This window comes from Nonomuraea sp. CA-143628 (genome assembly GCF_050942315.1).
Lineage (GTDB): Bacteria > Actinomycetota > Actinomycetes > Streptosporangiales > Streptosporangiaceae > Nonomuraea.
In genome coordinates, this window is record NZ_CP192072.1 from 786,624 (window position 1) to 802,298 (window position 15,675).

General features: G+C 68.5%; 14 protein-coding genes. 9 read left to right on the forward strand and 5 right to left on the reverse strand.

From position 1 onward, the window contains the following. Positions 1-30: 30 nt before the first annotated feature. The 6 genes from ACQP2T_RS03780 to ACQP2T_RS03805 all read left to right on the forward strand — a co-directional run bounded on the left by ACQP2T_RS03780 (position 31) and on the right by ACQP2T_RS03805 (position 6,710). Entirely contained in the window at positions 31-744 is a 714-nt protein-coding gene (locus ACQP2T_RS03780; protein ID WP_433514804.1) for an ABC transporter ATP-binding protein, read from the forward strand. Further along, positions 741-1,430 carry an ABC transporter permease gene (locus ACQP2T_RS03785; RefSeq protein WP_433514805.1) on the forward strand — a complete coding sequence of 230 codons (690 nt, stop codon included), beginning with the start codon at positions 741-743 and terminating at the stop codon, positions 1,428-1,430. Before ACQP2T_RS03780 ends, ACQP2T_RS03785 begins: the two co-directional genes overlap by 4 nt. A 38-nt stretch (positions 1,431-1,468) precedes the next feature. Next, on the forward strand, positions 1,469-2,569 hold the full coding sequence (locus tag ACQP2T_RS03790) for a sensor histidine kinase (protein WP_433514806.1): 1,101 nt from the start codon (positions 1,469-1,471) through the stop codon (positions 2,567-2,569). Continuing rightward, positions 2,569-3,165 carry a response regulator gene (locus ACQP2T_RS03795; RefSeq protein WP_397304295.1) on the forward strand — a complete coding sequence of 199 codons (597 nt, stop codon included), beginning with the start codon at positions 2,569-2,571 and terminating at the stop codon, positions 3,163-3,165. The genes ACQP2T_RS03790 and ACQP2T_RS03795 overlap by 1 nt, the downstream gene beginning before the upstream one ends. 90 nt (positions 3,166-3,255) lie before the next feature. Next, a complete protein-coding gene (locus ACQP2T_RS03800; protein ID WP_433514807.1) occupies positions 3,256-5,181 on the forward strand; it encodes a hypothetical protein in 1,926 nt (641 codons plus the stop codon). 557 nt (positions 5,182-5,738) lie between these two features. Next, the gene (locus ACQP2T_RS03805; RefSeq protein WP_433514808.1) at positions 5,739-6,710 is read left to right on the forward strand and encodes an NBR1-Ig-like domain-containing protein; all 972 of its coding nucleotides are present in this window, start codon (positions 5,739-5,741) and stop codon (positions 6,708-6,710) included. 48 nt (positions 6,711-6,758) lie between these two features. On the opposite strand, the gene ACQP2T_RS03810 is transcribed toward ACQP2T_RS03805, so the two are convergent. The 5 genes from ACQP2T_RS03810 to ACQP2T_RS03830 all read right to left on the reverse strand — a co-directional run bounded on the left by ACQP2T_RS03810 (position 6,759) and on the right by ACQP2T_RS03830 (position 12,744). Then, positions 6,759-7,700: a SpoIID/LytB domain-containing protein gene (locus tag ACQP2T_RS03810; protein ID WP_433514809.1), complete on the reverse strand. Its 942-nt coding sequence runs from the start codon at positions 7,698-7,700 to the stop codon at positions 6,759-6,761. Positions 7,701-7,735: 35 nt separating this feature from the next. After that, the gene (locus tag ACQP2T_RS03815) at positions 7,736-8,629 is read right to left on the reverse strand and encodes a peptidase inhibitor family I36 protein (protein ID WP_433514810.1); all 894 of its coding nucleotides are present in this window, start codon (positions 8,627-8,629) and stop codon (positions 7,736-7,738) included. Positions 8,630-8,687: 58 nt separating this feature from the next. Then, complete coding sequence (locus ACQP2T_RS03820; RefSeq protein WP_433514811.1) at positions 8,688-9,533, reverse strand: peptidoglycan-binding protein; 846 nt, start codon at positions 9,531-9,533, stop codon at positions 8,688-8,690. A gap of 290 nt (positions 9,534-9,823) precedes the next feature. Then, a complete protein-coding gene (locus ACQP2T_RS03825) occupies positions 9,824-11,239 on the reverse strand; it encodes a sulfatase-like hydrolase/transferase (RefSeq protein WP_433514812.1) in 1,416 nt (471 codons plus the stop codon). Between the two features lie 44 nt (positions 11,240-11,283). Beyond that, positions 11,284-12,744 (reverse strand): ABC transporter substrate-binding protein, encoded by a 1,461-nt coding sequence (locus ACQP2T_RS03830; RefSeq protein WP_433514813.1) that lies wholly within the window; start codon positions 12,742-12,744, stop codon positions 11,284-11,286. Positions 12,745-12,871: 127 nt separating this feature from the next. Between ACQP2T_RS03830 and ACQP2T_RS03835 the strand changes: the two genes are divergently transcribed. The 3 genes from ACQP2T_RS03835 to ACQP2T_RS03845 are packed head-to-tail and all read left to right on the forward strand — an operon-like array spanning position 12,872 to position 15,650. Beyond that, a complete protein-coding gene (locus tag ACQP2T_RS03835; protein WP_433514814.1) occupies positions 12,872-13,888 on the forward strand; it encodes a LacI family DNA-binding transcriptional regulator in 1,017 nt (338 codons plus the stop codon). Then, positions 13,885-14,814: a carbohydrate ABC transporter permease gene (locus tag ACQP2T_RS03840; RefSeq protein WP_433514815.1), complete on the forward strand. Its 930-nt coding sequence runs from the start codon at positions 13,885-13,887 to the stop codon at positions 14,812-14,814. The genes ACQP2T_RS03835 and ACQP2T_RS03840 overlap by 4 nt, the downstream gene beginning before the upstream one ends. Beyond that, a complete protein-coding gene (locus tag ACQP2T_RS03845) occupies positions 14,811-15,650 on the forward strand; it encodes a carbohydrate ABC transporter permease (protein ID WP_364007897.1) in 840 nt (279 codons plus the stop codon). Before ACQP2T_RS03840 ends, ACQP2T_RS03845 begins: the two co-directional genes overlap by 4 nt. Positions 15,651-15,675 lie beyond the last annotated feature (25 nt).

Consider the following 15,675-nt stretch of genomic DNA (forward strand, 5'->3'; position numbering starts at 1 on the left):
CGAGACCCGCCCCGACGGGAGTCTTGAGACATGGAAGCCATCGAGGTGACAGACCTGCGCAAGACGTACGGGGACACCACCGCCGTGGACGGCGTCACGTTCACGGTCCACGCTGGGGAGACCTTCGGGATCGCCGGCCACAACGGGGCGGGCAAGACCACCACCGTCGAATGCCTCCTCGGGCTGCGGCGCGCCGATGGAGGCAGCGTGCGGGTTCTGGGCGAGGACCCCGCGCGCCGGCGCCGGGCCCTGGCCCAGCGCATCGGCGCCCAGCTCCAGGAGGGCGCGCTGCCGGAGCGGATCAAGGTCGCCGAGGCGCTGCACGCCTTCGCCTCCTTCTACCACCAGCCCGCCGACTGGCGGGAGGTCATGGAGCGCTGGGGACTGACCCCCTTGGCGCGCAAGGCGTACGGCGACCTGTCCGGCGGGCAGAAGCAGCGGTTGATGCTCGCCCTGGCCCTGGTCGGCGACCCCGAGGTGGTCGTGCTGGACGAGCTGACCACCGGCCTGGACCCCGTTGCCCGCCGGGAGACCTGGCGGCTGGTACGGGAGCTGAAGACCTCCGGCACCACCGTGGTGCTGGTCAGCCATTACTTCGACGAGACCGAGGCGCTGTGCGACCGTCTGGCCGTCTTCGCCCACGGCCGGATCCGGGCCATGGGCACCCCGGCCGAGATCATCGCCCGGACCGGCACCTCCAGCCTGGAGGAAGCGTACTTCGCCCTGGAAGGAGCGGACCAATGAAGGCGTTCACCGCGCTCACCACGACCGAGCTGAGGCTGCTGCTGCGCGATCCCGCCTCGGTGTTCTTCATGATGGCCTTCCCGCTGATGCTGCTGGTGCTCAAGCGCGGTGACAGCGGCGCGGTCCCCGGCTACATGGCGATGATCGCGGCCATCGGCGGGATGGGCGCCATGCCCGGCATCGTGGCCGCCTACCGCGAGCGCAAGGTGCTCAAGCGGCTGGCGACGACGCCGATCTCCCCGGTCCTGCTGCTCGGCGCCCAGCTGGTGGCGCAGGTCGCCGCGGCCCTGGTCGGCTCGGCGCTGCTGGTGGTGGCCGCGATCGTAGGGTTCGGCGCGAAGCCCCCCACGAACGTACCCCTGCTGGCCGTCGCCTTCGTGCTGTGCTCGGTGACGGTCTGCGCGCTCGGCTTCGTGATCGCCGCGATCGTCCGCAACACCAGGGGCGCGAGCCTGATCGGCATGATGGTCATGTTCCCGATGGTCTTCCTGGCGGGCGCGGCCGTTCCCCGCAAGGCCCTGCCCGACTCGCTGCGCGCGATCGGCGACTTCCTGCCGCTGACCCCGGGCGTGGACCTGCTGAACGCCGCCTGGACCGGCGCCACCGCCCTCTTCCCGATGATGATCCTTACCGGGATAATCGTGGCGGGCACGGCGGTGGCCGCGGCGCTGTTCCGATGGGAGTGACGGAGCGGGAGGAGTGGCGGGGTGGGGGGAGTGACGGCGTGAACGTATGGGAGGCGCGCTGGGTGCGCGCCTTCCACCTGTTGTTCTACGCCTGCCTGGCGCTGGGGCTGATCCTGTCGATCGGCGAGAACAAGAGCCCGGCCCCCGTCACTCTGGTGGTGCTCGCGTCGCTGGCCGGTTGGCACTGGTTCTTCGTCGTCCGCCGCCCGCACCTGCTTGGCCGGCTCCGCCCCATGGCGTTCCATCTGGCCGTGCTCTGTGCCCTGTACGTCGCGCTGGTGCTCACCGACCGCTCCTTCGATGTGGTGATCTTCGGGCTGATGCCCCAGCCGTACGTGCTACTGACCACCCCCTGGTCGTACGCGGGGGCCGTGACGACCATCCTGTGCACGTTCGCGGCGAGGGGCTACCTCGACGACCCCGACGCCCTGTGGCGGCTCGCCGGGAGTTGCGGCCTGGTGGTGGCGATCGGCATGTTCTTGACCTACGTCCTGCGCCAGAGCGAGCAGACCAAGACGCTCGGCGTGCTGGAGGAACGGGCCAGACTGGCCAGGGAGATCCACGACACTATCGCCCAAGGGCTGAGCGGGATCATCACCCAGCTTGAGGCGGCCGAGCAGGCCATGCCCGAACCGGGCGCACCCGACCTGCCCGCCGTACGCAGGAGGATCGCGCTGGCCAAGGAGCTGGCCCGCGACAACCTCCAGGAGGCCCGCCGCTCGGTGGACGCGCTGCGGCCCGGGCCCCTGCAGGACGCGCGCCTCGACGCCGCCCTGGCGCAGGTCGCCGAGCGATGGTCACGTACGTCCGGAGTGAGCGCCACCGTGACGGTGGAGGGCCCGCCCCGGCCACTGCCCGGCGAGGTGGGCGCCACGCTGCTGCGCGCGGCGCAGGAGGGGCTGTCCAACGCGGCCAAGCACGCGCGGGCCGGCCGGGTGGCGATCACGCTGACGTACATGGACGACGAGGTGATGCTGGACGTGTTCGACGACGGTAAGGGCTTCGACCCGGCCGCGCGCGGTTCCGGTTACGGGCTGGCGGCCATGCGCGAGCGCGCCCGCGGCGTGGGCGGAACGCTGACGGTGGAGACGGCGCCGGGAGAAGGGACGGCACTGTGCCTGCGTATCCCCTCAAGCTGATGATCGTGGATGACCATCCGGTGGTCCGCGACGGGCTGCGCGGCATGTTCGACCACGTGGACGACATCGAGGTGGTGGCCGAGGCGGGCGACGGGTACGAAGCGCTGGCCATGGCCAGGCAGGCGCGGCCGCACGTCATCCTCATGGACCTGCGCATGCCCGGCCTGGACGGCGTGGGCGCGATCGAGCGGCTGCGCGTGGACCACCCGGAGATCAAGGTGATCGTGCTGACCACGTACGACACCGACGCCGACGTGACCCGGGCCATGGCCGCCGGGGTGGCGGGCTACCTGCTGAAGGACGCGCCGCGCGAGGAACTGCACCGGGCGGTCCGTACGGCCGCCGCGGGCGGCGCGGTCCTGGCGCCGTCGATCGCCTCCGCGCTCATCCGCGGACCCGCGGCGCAGGCGCCGAGCCCGCGCGAGCTGGAGGTGCTGCGCCTGGTGGCGCGGGGCGCGGCCAACAAGGAGATCGCGAGAACTCTGCTGATCAGCGAGACGACGGTCAAGACGCACCTCAAGCACGTCTTCGCCAAGCTCGGCGTCGAGACCAGGGCGGCGGCGGTCGTGGTGGCCATGGAACGTGGGCTCCTCTGACGCGGTCTGTCATTCAGCGGACACAGCGTAGGGAATCGGGAATCTCTCCGGTTACCGTTCAAGGGAGCGTTCCAATGGAGGGAGCCGTCCGTGGATGCAGCGGTGTCGCCCACGCGCAAGGTACTCATCAAACTTGACGAGATCAGGGCGTCGTATAACGAAACGGACGGCCGTCTCATCGATCGCCCGACGCGGACAAGCCGCCTCAAGGACGTCGCCACACTCCTCGTCGCCGGGCGCAACGCCTACGAGCAGGACAAGGACGTCGCCGGCTTCGCCGTCTTCCTGGCCAAGTGGCCGGAGATCTGTCCGGTCACGTCGGCTCAGCTGGCCGGGGTGGCTCTGGCCGCTGAGGACGGTGGGGCCCTGGGGGATGTCTGGGAGCGTGTCTTCGGCTCGTACCTGCGACTGCTGGAGCAGAGGTGGGCCGAGCTGAAGATCACTGACCGGCGGGTCCGTGACCGCATCCTGGCCGGTCTGCGCCGCTGCGCCGTCACGGTACGCCCCGGCGCCGACGGCGTCGTACGGTTACGCGCGCTCACCCGCCAGGATCAGCACCAGAACGAGTCCTTCCTCCTCCTGCTGCGCCGGGTGGTGAACCTGCTGCTCGACGGCGGCAACGGTCCGGCGCCGACCATGCTCCAGCTCATCCCCCCAGCGGAACCGCTGCCCCGGGACTACGGGGACACCGGCGCCGCCATCCGCGACGCCAAGTACACTACCGACCTCACCTTCGTGCCCGTGCACGAACGCGACGCCGTCCAGTACATGATCATGCGTGTCACCACCCAGATCACCTGGCCCGACGGTCAGCCGCTGGAGCTGCCGGGAACCGTCTGGCCGCTGACGATCCCCCTCCGGAACGGATCCGCCCGCTACGAGCTGATCACCGACGACAACCGTGTGGTGCGTGCCGAACGGCTGGGCGACGTGGTGGACCGGCCGCTACCGGCATGGTACCCACGGCCGGGCTCGATCCAGGAGGGCAAGGACACGCTGCAGGGGCGGTTCGCGCTCGGTGGAGTGGGCGACCGGCTGCCCGGCGGCAATCGTCCGGCGAAGGCGTGGAGCCTGGCCGAGCTCGGCCAGGTCGCCTCGGCGTTCGAGCGCATCCCGGCCGGCGACCTCGAGGCGCTCAAGGGCACCTCACTGATCCGCGACACGCCCGTGGATCCCATAGCGGCCGGCCGGCACGGCGGCGAGACCCACGTGAGCAAGGGCGGCCTGGACCTGATCGGCCCGGAGCCCGCCGAACCGACACCGCACGTCCACTACTTCGACCTCGCCTTCGACGACATGACCCGCGCGGCGTGCGGTCCGCCGGGCGACTGCGGGCCGGGCGGCGACTGGACCCTGCTGCACGAGATCGGCCATGTGGTCACCATGTGCCCCCACGAGCAGGCCTCACTGTCGCTGGCTCGACTCAGGGACAAGCCGCGGCAGGCGTACGAACTGCTCGACCAGCGGCTGCGCGCCTTCTTGGCGAACGCCGATAATCGGCTCATCCAAGCCTTCACCACCTGGACCACCGCGTACGGGGCCTATACCGACGCGAACGACGACTTCGTCCCCGTGGCGAACCAGACCTGGGCGGCGCTCCGGGAGACCGTACCCGCCAGAGTCGGAGAGGTCGTAGCGACCTTCGCCAGGGCGCAGGCGGCAGCTGTCGCTCAGGCGGACCCCACGCTGGCCGCCGCCCGGACGCTGGACGCGTTGCTTCCTGAGGGGCAGCGCGATGTCGTCAAGGTGACCACGGTGCTGCTGCTGCGGCATACGTATATCGCGGGGTTGGCGGCGCCTGGGCTGCTGTTGGCGAGGTTCGCCGCCTATGCCGCACAGGTCGGGTTCCAGTCGTGCACGCCGTACGGGCGGACGTCGACCAAGGAGTTCTTCGCAGAGACCTACGCGCTGTTCACATCGGATCGGGAGCGGCTGTGGGAGATCAACTGGCGGATGTGCGCTTGGCTGGAGGACGGCTATCCGCCCGTGGAGGAGTACCTACCGCGGATCCGCTGATGGATCGTAGCCGGTGGTGACTCTCCGTGGTCGCCGGCTTGATGAGCCGGCCGATTGACTTGAGGGATTACGGGGCGGATGAGAAATTTCCGACTGCCGATCGTGTGGTTACAGAAGATGTCAAGTCGGCGCGGCTTTGTGGGGTCCAAATATGTGAATCGACGGATTACGGAGTGTTCGCCTCTCGTCACTTGGATCTCACTCATGCCAGTTCAGGGGTGGCCTAGATCACCCACGAACCATGCCCCCAGGCGTGAACGAACGGGTTATGGCGTCATTGACTCGGATTCTGGTAAAGAGGGGAAATCCGGGTCGGACTTGCCAAATGTCTGACGGGGCCATTGACGGCCGCTTCATCCGATGGGTACGGCGATCCCGGCCTCCGCGCTGGACGGCGGCCCCGGCACCTTGGGTGGCGACCATGCTGCGCACCGTATTCGAGCAGAGCGACGAATGGTGCGAATGGTCGCCGGGTTATAGGTGCCTTCTCAAGCACCATCTCACTGGACTTGTCCGTTTCGGTTGATGAACACCAGGGGTGCTGTTAACTTCACACGGTGGACGACACGCGGGTACGGACGGAGGCGATCGAGGACTTCGCGGTGACCTTGCGGGAACTGCGCACCTCGGTCGGCAACCCGTCTTTTCGGGAAATGTCCGGCCGGTCAGGGGCGATTTCTCACACAACGCTGCACGAGGCTACGAAGGGTAACCGGCTCCCGAGTTGGGAGACCACCGTCGAGTTCCTCAAGGTGTGCGGCGCGGACCCGGCCGCGTACCGTGAGCGCTGGGAGCGAGCGAACCTGGCGGTCAGGTCGGGGAGCGCCGGGGAGCTTTCGATTCGTACGGACGCCTCAGCGGATCATCTGCCCTACGGAGTCGCGGAACCCCGTACGGTGCAGTTCGCCAATGGATGGTCGACCGGCGAGATCGTGGGCCAGGTCCCTACGCCGGGAGGACAAGGGCGACCGCGGTGGATCCGCCCGGCCGCGTTCGTGGCAGCGGCCGTCACCATAGGGTCGGTGGCCGTCATCGTGACCACCGTCAATCGCGGCTCCACGCCCGACGTACAACCCGGCCCGGCCCTGTCCGGCACCTCGGCGATGGCCGCGCTGTCCCCGGCCGATTGCCCGGTGCGTTCGACCAGCCCGCCCTTGGCCGCGCCGCTGCACAAGGGCGACGCGGTGACGTTCATCGAGGACGTCACGCTCCCCGACTGCTCGCGCGTCGGCACCGGTAAGACCGTGACCAAGACATGGCGGCTCAAGAACGCCGGGTCCGTGCCGTGGAAGGGATATTCGCTGCGTCGCCTCGACGTCACGCAGCAGGCCGATCAGTGCCAGACCATTTCCCACGTGCCGATCAAGGACACGCAACCCGGCGAGCTGGTCGACATCCAGACCGTCGTCACCACGCCGAGCAAGCCGGGCCTGTGCTACGTGCGATTCAAGATGGTGGACGCTTCGGGAACGGTCCTTTTCCCCGGGAGCCGGCCGGTCAACTTCCAGATCATCGTCGACGCGCCATAGTTCCCCGCCGCGCAGGATGCGGCGGGGAACCATGGTCTTCGGGAGGGGTCAGGAGCCGATAACGATCCCCGTGTAGTAGTTCTTGAGGATCCTGGAGTAGCTCCAGCCCGCTCTGGCCTTGTCGCGGGAGCCGTACTGCGACATCCAGTCGCCGTTGACCCAGTTACCGCACGCCGTCGTCGTCGAGCAGTACTGGGCCCGGAAGATCTTCCCACTGCGAGTCAGCCGGGTGCCCCAGGTCGCGTCCACCGCGGCGTTCGTCACCGCCTTCGCGGAGCCGGGCTTGTACACCTGGCTCGACGTGTGGTCATAGACGTCGAAGCACTGGCCGCTCGGCGTCTTGCTGGCGGAGTGCAGCGCCCAGTACCAGCCGAAGTTCTTCACGGCCATCGCCCCGGCCTTGAGGGACTCGGCCGGCCAGCTCGTCACCCACTCGTTGGGCAGGACGTTCTTGACGTAGGTCTTGAAGTCCACCCGCTCCACGCGATTGAGGGACTCGCGGTACACGAGGATCGTCGTGGGCAGCTTGCTGTCCGTGCCGTCGGTCTTGCATTGGGTCGGCGGCAAGGAGCTACCCAGGAACTCGTGCGAGGCGTTCTGGTTCTTGAGAGTGGAGTTGAGGTTGGCCTTGGCACCCGGGGCGAAGTCCTGGTAGGTGCCGGTGAGGCCGGTGTTGAAGTAGACGCGGACCTTCTTGCTACTGCGGTTCCAGACGGAGGCGGCTTCGTTCTTGATGCACTTGCCCTTGCCTTCGCCGGGGCCCTTGAAGTCGTAGCAGCTGGGCTGCGTAGTGGAGTAGTCGGGGATCGATGTGGTGAAGTCGGAGACCGAGCCCTTGTTGTTGCTGTTGAAGTAGTAGCAGAACTCGCCGTTGTCGCAGACGCCGTCGCGGCTGGCCGCCGAGGCGGGCGTCGCGGTGGCCAGCATGGTTCCGCCGAGCGAAATCGCCGCGGTGAGCCCCGAGATCAGCCGTACAGTCCGTGAAGGCACAGGTGTCTTCCTCTCTTGTCAGCGGTCGGGGTTCGTTATCGGACGTTGTAGCCCTGCGAGTTCCAGAACGAGGTCGGGTTCGGGTTCTCCAGGTTCGGGTCGCCGACGCTCTTGGACGCCCGCGTCTGCCGTCCGGGGCGCATCTCGACGTGGGTGTGCGCGGATCCACTGCTCGAAACCCCGTGCCACGACTCGTCGGCGATGATCTGGCCGCGGGTGACCGTCTGGCCCACCCGCAGGGAGGACCGCGGAGCGGAGTGCAGGTAGATCACCGTCTTGTTCGCCGCGGAGTTGTAGACGGCGATCGTGGACAGTCCGGCCCTGCCGGTGGATCCGAACTGGACATTGGTGATCGTGCCCGCCACCAGGTTGTGAACGTCCGAGCCGATGCCGCGGGCGATGTCGATGCCCTCATGCCGGCCGGAGGTGGAGGTGTAACCGTCGAAGCCGCAGCTGATCCCGCCGCCGGAGGTCGCGTACAGCGAGTACGACATGTTGGTGCGCGCCGTCGACGACGGGTTGAACTCGTGCGAGGCGTTCTGGTTCTTGAGGCTGGCGTTCAGGTTGCCCTTGGCGCCTGCGGCGAAGTCCTGATAAGTGCCGGTATTACCGGTGTTGAAGTAGACGCGGACCTTCTTGCTGCTGCGGTTCCAGACGGAGGCGGCGGCGTTCTTGATGCACTTGCCCTTGCCTTCGCCGGGGCCCTTGAAGTCGTAGCAGGTGGGCTGCGTCGTGGAGTAGTCGGAGACCGATCCGGTGAAGTCGGAGACCGATCCCTGCTGGTTGCTGTTGAAGTAGTAGCAGAACTCGCCGCTGTCGCAGACGCCGTCGCGGCCGGCCGCCGAAGCGGGCGTCGCGGTGGCCAGCACCGTTCCGCTGAGTGCCATCGCGGCGGTCGTGGCGGTGAGGATCCTGGTGAGCGTGTTCATGCCGTTCTCCTTTGTCTCTTATGTCTGTTATGTCTGCGGGTTCTGAGTTTGGGAGGGGTCAGCGGCGCTGGTACTCCTCCCAGGTACGGATGGTCACCTTCGGGCCGTCGTCCGGCCCGCGGTTGGCGAGCCCGTTCTGGCCCAGGTAGTAGTCACCGATCTGGTGCTGGGCCTGGGTGGAGAGGCTGGTGTCGTTGATGGCGGCGGCGTGGATGTGCCACGGCCAGTCGCCCTGCTGGGGGCTGCGCACCCAGGCCGCGAAGCCGACCCGGCGCAACGCGCGGCAGACCGCGGTGCGGGTGGCCGCGGTCATCCCCTTCACCGAGACGTCGATGACACCGCCGCCGTCGTGGGTGCCCACGGAGGTCGGGTCGCCGCCGGGGTTGTACGAACCCTGGTCCAGCGCGAGATCGCGGCCGAGCAGGCGCTTCGCCTCGGCCAGCATGTTCCGGGTACGGGTGTTGACGACGGCGGTGCCGTAGGACACCTTGGCGCCCGGGTCGACGGTGGCGGTGACGGTGAAGCGGCCGGCTCCGAGCTTGGTGAGCGACCCCTTACCCGGCAGGCCGTTGGCGTCGAGACCGGTGAGGCCGAGCGACTTCTGGTACTTCGCATAGGCGGTGACCGTCGTGGAGCCGAAGTAACCGTCCACCCACTTCGCGTCGAGCAGGCTCCGGTCGCGCAGCGCCTGCTCAACGAGGAGCACACTGGCCTTGGCACCCGGGGTCTGCGTGTTGTCAGGCCGCCTCGGGTCGATCAGGGCCGCCTTGACGGTGGCTTCCATGTTCACGCTCGGAAGGGCCCTCATGCCGGCCGCCTCGGCCGCCGACATCACGGACCCTTCGGCCAGTGATGTGAGCAGGGCGGCCGACAAGAGGGCAGCGGCGCCTGAGGCCAACTTCATCGTTACTCCTGTGGTGGGATTGCTGGGCGGCGGGATCAATCTCGCCGGTTACCCAACGTGTCCACAAGGAGATCGGTGTTGTCAGCCTGTCCACACGCCATCTGACAGCCCTGGCCGTACGCCGTCTGACAGGCGTTCCGGTGGCGCTGACAGAGCCTGACCAGGCAAGACGTGCACCATGACGTCGGCCAGGAGCCGACGGCGGAACGGCCCGCTCCGCGGGCGCGGCGACACCGTCGGCGGCTACACAGAGTGGCCGACGGCGCGCAGCGAGTGGGAGGTGTGGGGCGCTAGTGCCAGTTGTGTGGCGCGCGTTTGAGCGTGTAAGCCGCCTCTGGCAGGTCGTCCCGGACGCGGATCATCCAGCGGACGAGATCGGTGGTGAGGTCGGCCCGGATGGTGGCGAGCGCGGGATCGTCGTACCGGTTGTCCAGCTCCGCTGGGTCGGCGGCCAGATCGTACAGTTCGCCGGTGCCGCGCTCGTCCAGCAGCAGCTTCCACTGCCCGCGCCGGAGCATCACCGTCGTGCCGGACTGGGTGACGGTGTTGAGCTCGTCGAAGGTGCGGCCCTCGTACGGGAAATGCAGCGGAGGGCGCTCGTCGACATCATAGGAAAGCCCGCCGAACCCGCGTTCGCCGTACCCGCTGGCGAACTCCTCGGCCGGATACGGCGCCCCGGTGAGCATGGGCCACAGGCTGCGGCCCTGGACGCCGGGCGGGATCTCGACGTCGAGAGCGTCGCAGATCGTCGGAAACAGATCGGCGAGCGAGACGAAGTCGGCGCGATTGACCATCGGCCGCACGTCGGGCCCGGATACGGCGAATGGGATGCGCATCAGACACTCGGCCATGCCCGCGCCCTTGCGCTGCAGGCCGTAGTCGCCGGTGTAGTCGCCGTGGTCGGCGACGAAGAACACCAGCGTGTCCCGATCACCCAGGTACGTGAAGAACCGGCGCAGTTGGTCGTCGATGAGACGGAGCATCCCGCAGTAGTTGGCGCGGTATCGCCGCCACTCCGCGTCGTAGCCGGGCCGCTTCTCCTCGACCAGCTCGCGCAGCCAGGTGTACATCCCGCCCTTGCGCTCGGCGCCCTCGGGCCCGACCATCCGCTCGGGCATCTGCTCCGGCGGGAACAGGCTGAAGTACGGCTCCGGCACCTGGTACGGGTTGTGCGGCTCGGGGAACGACAGCCAGGTGAAGAACGGCCGGTCGGCGGGCGTCCGGTCGATCGCGCTGATCGCGTCGTCGACGATCCGATACGGAAACTGGCACTCCAGCGGAAACGGCGTCGGCTCATGGCTGACCGAGTGGTCGAGCGCGCCGAGCCACTGCTCGAACCGGGCCTGCTCAGGCGTCCCCGCCGGTCCGCGATTATGCCCGTACGGTGCGGCGAAGGTGTCGAAGTCGGCGGGCTGCCGGTAGAAGTGCGTCTTGCCCGCCATATGCAGCGCGTAGCCGGCCTCACGCAGCACGTCCACCAGATCGGCGCCGCGCAGCACGTGCTGCGGGGCGCTGTTCTGCCGGACCCGGTGCGCGGACGGATACCGCGCGGTGAGCAGGCTGACCCGGGCGGGCACGCACGCCGGCGACGTGGTGTACGCCCGCTGGAACTGGGCGCCGGTGCTCATCAACCCGTCGAGGAAGGGCATGGTGTCCAGCGGGAAGCCGCTCGCGGCCGTCCAGCCGGCCCGCTGCTGATCGGTCATGATCAGCACGATGTTAGGTCGGTTCACAGGTTGTGGGCCTCCGGCTAGCGCTTCGCGTACATCGGCTTGAGGTAGTCAGCCCGCGGCTTCCAGTTGGGGAAGGCGTAGTCGTCCAGGCTGACCTGCGCGCCCTTGCTCTTGGCCGCCGCGATGGCCAGGTCGCGCTGCTTGGCGCTGTCGCTGGACAGCTTGGTCAACGCCGCGCGGACGTCGGTGACATCGCCGGTCAGCGCACCCTGGACGATGTCCCCGAGGGTGGGGGTTATCGGTTTGAGCTCGATCTGCACCCGCTGGAGGTCCTTGTTGCCGGCGATCGGTTCGGGGGCGAGGAAGACGCTCTCCTTGAACCAGCCGATCAGCTTCTTGTACGCGGGGTGCGCCTGGGACTGCTCGACGACGGAGATGTCGCGCGGGGGCTGCGACATGGTCCCGGCGACCGTGCGCGAGTACTCCTCGGAGGCGAAGTGGTCGCTCAGCAGCTTGTTCGCCGCCTCGGCCTTCTTGCTCGTCGGCGACAGCCAGTAGTCTCCCGGCTGCGGCGCATGGTAGGTGGCCACGGTGGCGCCCGCGTCAGGCACCAGAATCGGCCCCACGCCGAGCTTGTCCCCGAAGCCGGGCGTGTCCTTCAGCGCCACGCCGGGGCACCAGGGGCCGTCGAAGTAGTAGGCCGCGATCCCGGCGGTCCATCGGGCCCGTGCCACGTCGTCGAGCCAGGAGTTCGCCCCCGGCACCAGCACCTTGTCCTGCCGCAGCGAGACCAGGAACTCGATCACGTCGAGGTATTCGTCGGCGTGGTAGGCGTACTCGCCGGTCTGGTACCTCAACCCGCCGCCCCCGGCGAACCCGGCCGCCTGCGCCAGGTCGTGGACCTGGTCTCCCAGCCGGAGTGGCATGCCGACGTTCCACACCCAGCCGTACGACTGGCCGCCGCCCTTGCTCTGCACCGCGCGGGCCGCGGCCCGGAACTCGTCGTACGTCTTCGGCGGCGCGTCCGGGTCCAGCCCGGCGCGCGCGACCAGCTCCGTGTTGAACCACGTCACCGTGGAGTAGGTCTGGTGGCTGAAGATGGGGAAGGCGTAGATCTTGCCGTCGAAGACGTGCAGGCCCTCGATGAGCGAGTCCTTGACCTGGGCCTTCGCCGCGTCGCTGAGGTCCAGCGGCTGCGCCCACCCGGCGGCGACGAGCGCCGCAGGGGGAAGGTTGAGGCCGGCGTTGGTGCGGATGTCCGGCAACTGGCCGCTCTGTTTGGCCAGCTGCAGCGCCTGGCCCATCTTCGCCGGGTTGTAGTAGGTGTACTGCACCGGAACGCCGCCGGGGCTCTTGGCGAACTTGGCGAAGATCTCCGCCTTCGCCTTCTGGAGCTGGTTCTGGTGGTCCCACCAGGTCAGCGAGTTGCCGCCGGCACCGGCACCGCCGCCACCGCCCGCGCCGCACGCGCCGGTCGCCGTCGCGGCGGCCAGCGTGCCCGCCGCGGCGAGGAATCCCCGCCGAGTCATCCCGGTCATCGGTCCTGCCTTCCACCGCGCGGCGTGAAGGTCTCGTGAAAAAATGTTGCCGCGCGGCAAATTCATTCTTGCCACGCGGCATGCCGCGTGGCAAGACTCTTCTTAGCAACTAGGAGGATGAACGACTGTGGTGACACAACGTGACGTGGCGCGGCGGGCGGGAGTCTCAGTTCGGACCGTCTCCAACGTCGTGAACAACTTCGCCTACGTGGCCGAGGAGACCCGTGCCCAGGTGCAACAGGCCCTGGACGAACTCGGCTACCGGCCCAACCTCGCCGCGCGCAGCCTCAACCGGGGGCGGTCCAACCTGCTGGCCCTCGTCCTGCCGCTGGACGTGCCGTACTTCACCGAACTGGCCGCCCACGTGGTGGACCGCGCCGAGGAGCGCGGGTACACGGTGCTCATCGACCGCACCGAAGGCGTGGCCGAACGCGAGCGGCAGATCGTCATGCGGCGAGACCGGTCGGCCCTGTTCGACGGGTTCATCTTCAGCCCGCTCGGCCTGACCGAGGACGAGCTGCGCGACTGGGCGGGCAAGTGCCCGGCGGTGACGCTGGGTGAGGTGAGCGTGGAGGGCGTGGACCACGTCGCCATCGACGACACCGCCGCCGCCCGCGCCGCCACCGCGCACCTGGCCGCGCTGGGCCGGAGCAGAATCGCCGCCATCGGCGTGGTGGAGAAACCGCACGGCAACACCTCCGCACACCGCTCCGCCGGCTATCGGCAGGCGCTGGAGGAGGCGGGACTGCCCATCCGGCCCGAGCTGGCGGTGCCCGTACGCCGCTACCAGCGCCAGGACGGCCGCCAGGCGATGGACCGCCTGCTCGATCTGGCCGAGCCGCCGGATGCCGTGTTCTGCTACAACGACCTGCTCGCGCTCGGCGCGATGCGGGCGGTGCTGGCCCGAGGACTACGGGTGCCGGAGGACGTCGCCATCGTCGGGTTCGACGCCATCGACGAGGGCCGGTTCGCCACTCCGCCGCTGACCACCATCGCGCCCGACAAGGAGCGGATCGCCGAGCTCGCCGTGACCCGCCTGCTGGCGCGCATCGAGGGTGACGAGAGCCCGGCCGTCCACCTTGAGGCGCCGTGGCGGCTGATGGTCGACCAGAGCACCACGGGCGTCGCCGGAGCGAGCGGATGACGGTAGCGATCCCATCCGCGGCGCGACCGCCCCGTGGCCGCAACACCCTGTACGTCTGGCTGTTCCTGACGCCGACCGTGCTGCTGTACGGCGCGTTCACCGTCTACCCGATCGCCGGCAGCTACCTCTACTCCTTCACCGACTGGAACGGGTTCGACGCGAGCCCGTCGTTCATCGGCGTGGCCAACTACCGCGAGGTCCTCGCCGACCCGATGTTCTGGAGTTCGTTCCGGCTGACGCTGACGTTCATGGTCTTCGCGGTGCCGGTCCAGGTGCTGGCCACCCTGCTGCTCGCGATCGTGCTCAACTCGCCCCGCATGCCGCTACGCAAGCTGTTCCGTACCGCCCTGTTCCTGCCGGTGGTCACCACCACGGCGATCGTCGGCGTGGTCATGCAGTTCGTCTTCGACCCGGCCAGCGGTCCGGTGAACCTCGCGTTGCGCGAGGCCGGTCTGGCGCCGGACGGCATCGACTTCCTCGGGCAGTCCTCCTCGGCACTGGGCACGACGATCGCCGTGTACGTGTGGAAGTGGTTCGGGATCACCCTGGTCTACTGGCTGGCCGCGTTGCAGACCGTACCGAACGAGGTGTACGAGGCGGCCCGCCTCGACGGCGCCGGCGCGCTGGCTACCCTGCGGCACATCACCGTGCCCCTGCTCAAGCCCTTCCTGGTCATCATCACCCTGCTGTCGATCGAGGCGTCGTTACAGGTCTTCGACCTCGTCCTGACCATGACCGGGGGCGGCCCGTTCTACTCGACCGAGGTGATCGAGGTGTACATCTATCGCTGGGCCTTCGCCGCGACGATCCCCCGGCTCGGGTACGCCTCCGCGGCCGCCGTGCTGTTCGGGCTGTTCGTCTGCCTTGTCGGGTTGCTGCAGCTGCTCGCCATGCGCGCCACCCGCCGGACCAGGAGCGCGGCATGAGTCGTACGCTGCGCCGACTGCCCTGGTGGCTCGCCGCCGCCGCGCTCGCCATCGGCTGCCTGATCTGGATCTACCCGTTCCTGTGGATGGTCTCCGCGTCGCTGAAGACCTCGGCCGAGGTCTTCACCAAGGGGCTCGACCTGCTGCCCGGCGGCGATCCGGCATGGGACAACTACGAGCGCGCGTGGGTCAGCGCGGACTTCGGGAAATACCTGCTCAACACCGTCATCGTCACGGTGTGCACGGTGGTGGTCGTGGTCGTCAGGTGCGCCATGGCCGGCTACGCCATCGCCCGCCACGACTTCCGCGGGCGCCGGATCGTGATGGGCGTCCTGATCGCCACCCTGTTCGTCCCGGCCGGATACACCATCATCCCGCTGGTCGACCTCGCCCAGCGGCTCGGCATGCTGAACTCGCTGACCGGCATGGTCCTCGCGATGTCGGGCGCCGCGCACGTGGCGGCGATCCTGCTCTACGTCGGGTACTTCCGCGGCATACCCAAGGAGCTGACCGAGAGCGCGCTCCTCGACGGCGCCGGGTTCGCGACCGTCTTCTTCCGCATCATGCTGCCGCTGGCCAAGCCCGTGACGGCCACGGTCACCGTGCTCACCTTCCTGTCCACCTGGAACGCGTTCTTCCTGCCGCTGGTCTTCACCTTCTCCCGGCCCGACCTGCGCACCGTCAGCGTGGGCATGCTCGCCTTCGTCGGCGAGAACACCACTGACTGGTCGGGGATGGCCGCTGCGGCGACCATCTCACTGCTGCCGGTCGTCGCCCTGTTCATCGCCTTGCAGCGCTACTTCGTCGAGGGCATCGCCGGCGCCGTCAAGTCCTGAAATTTCCCGCTATTTCCTGAGAAAG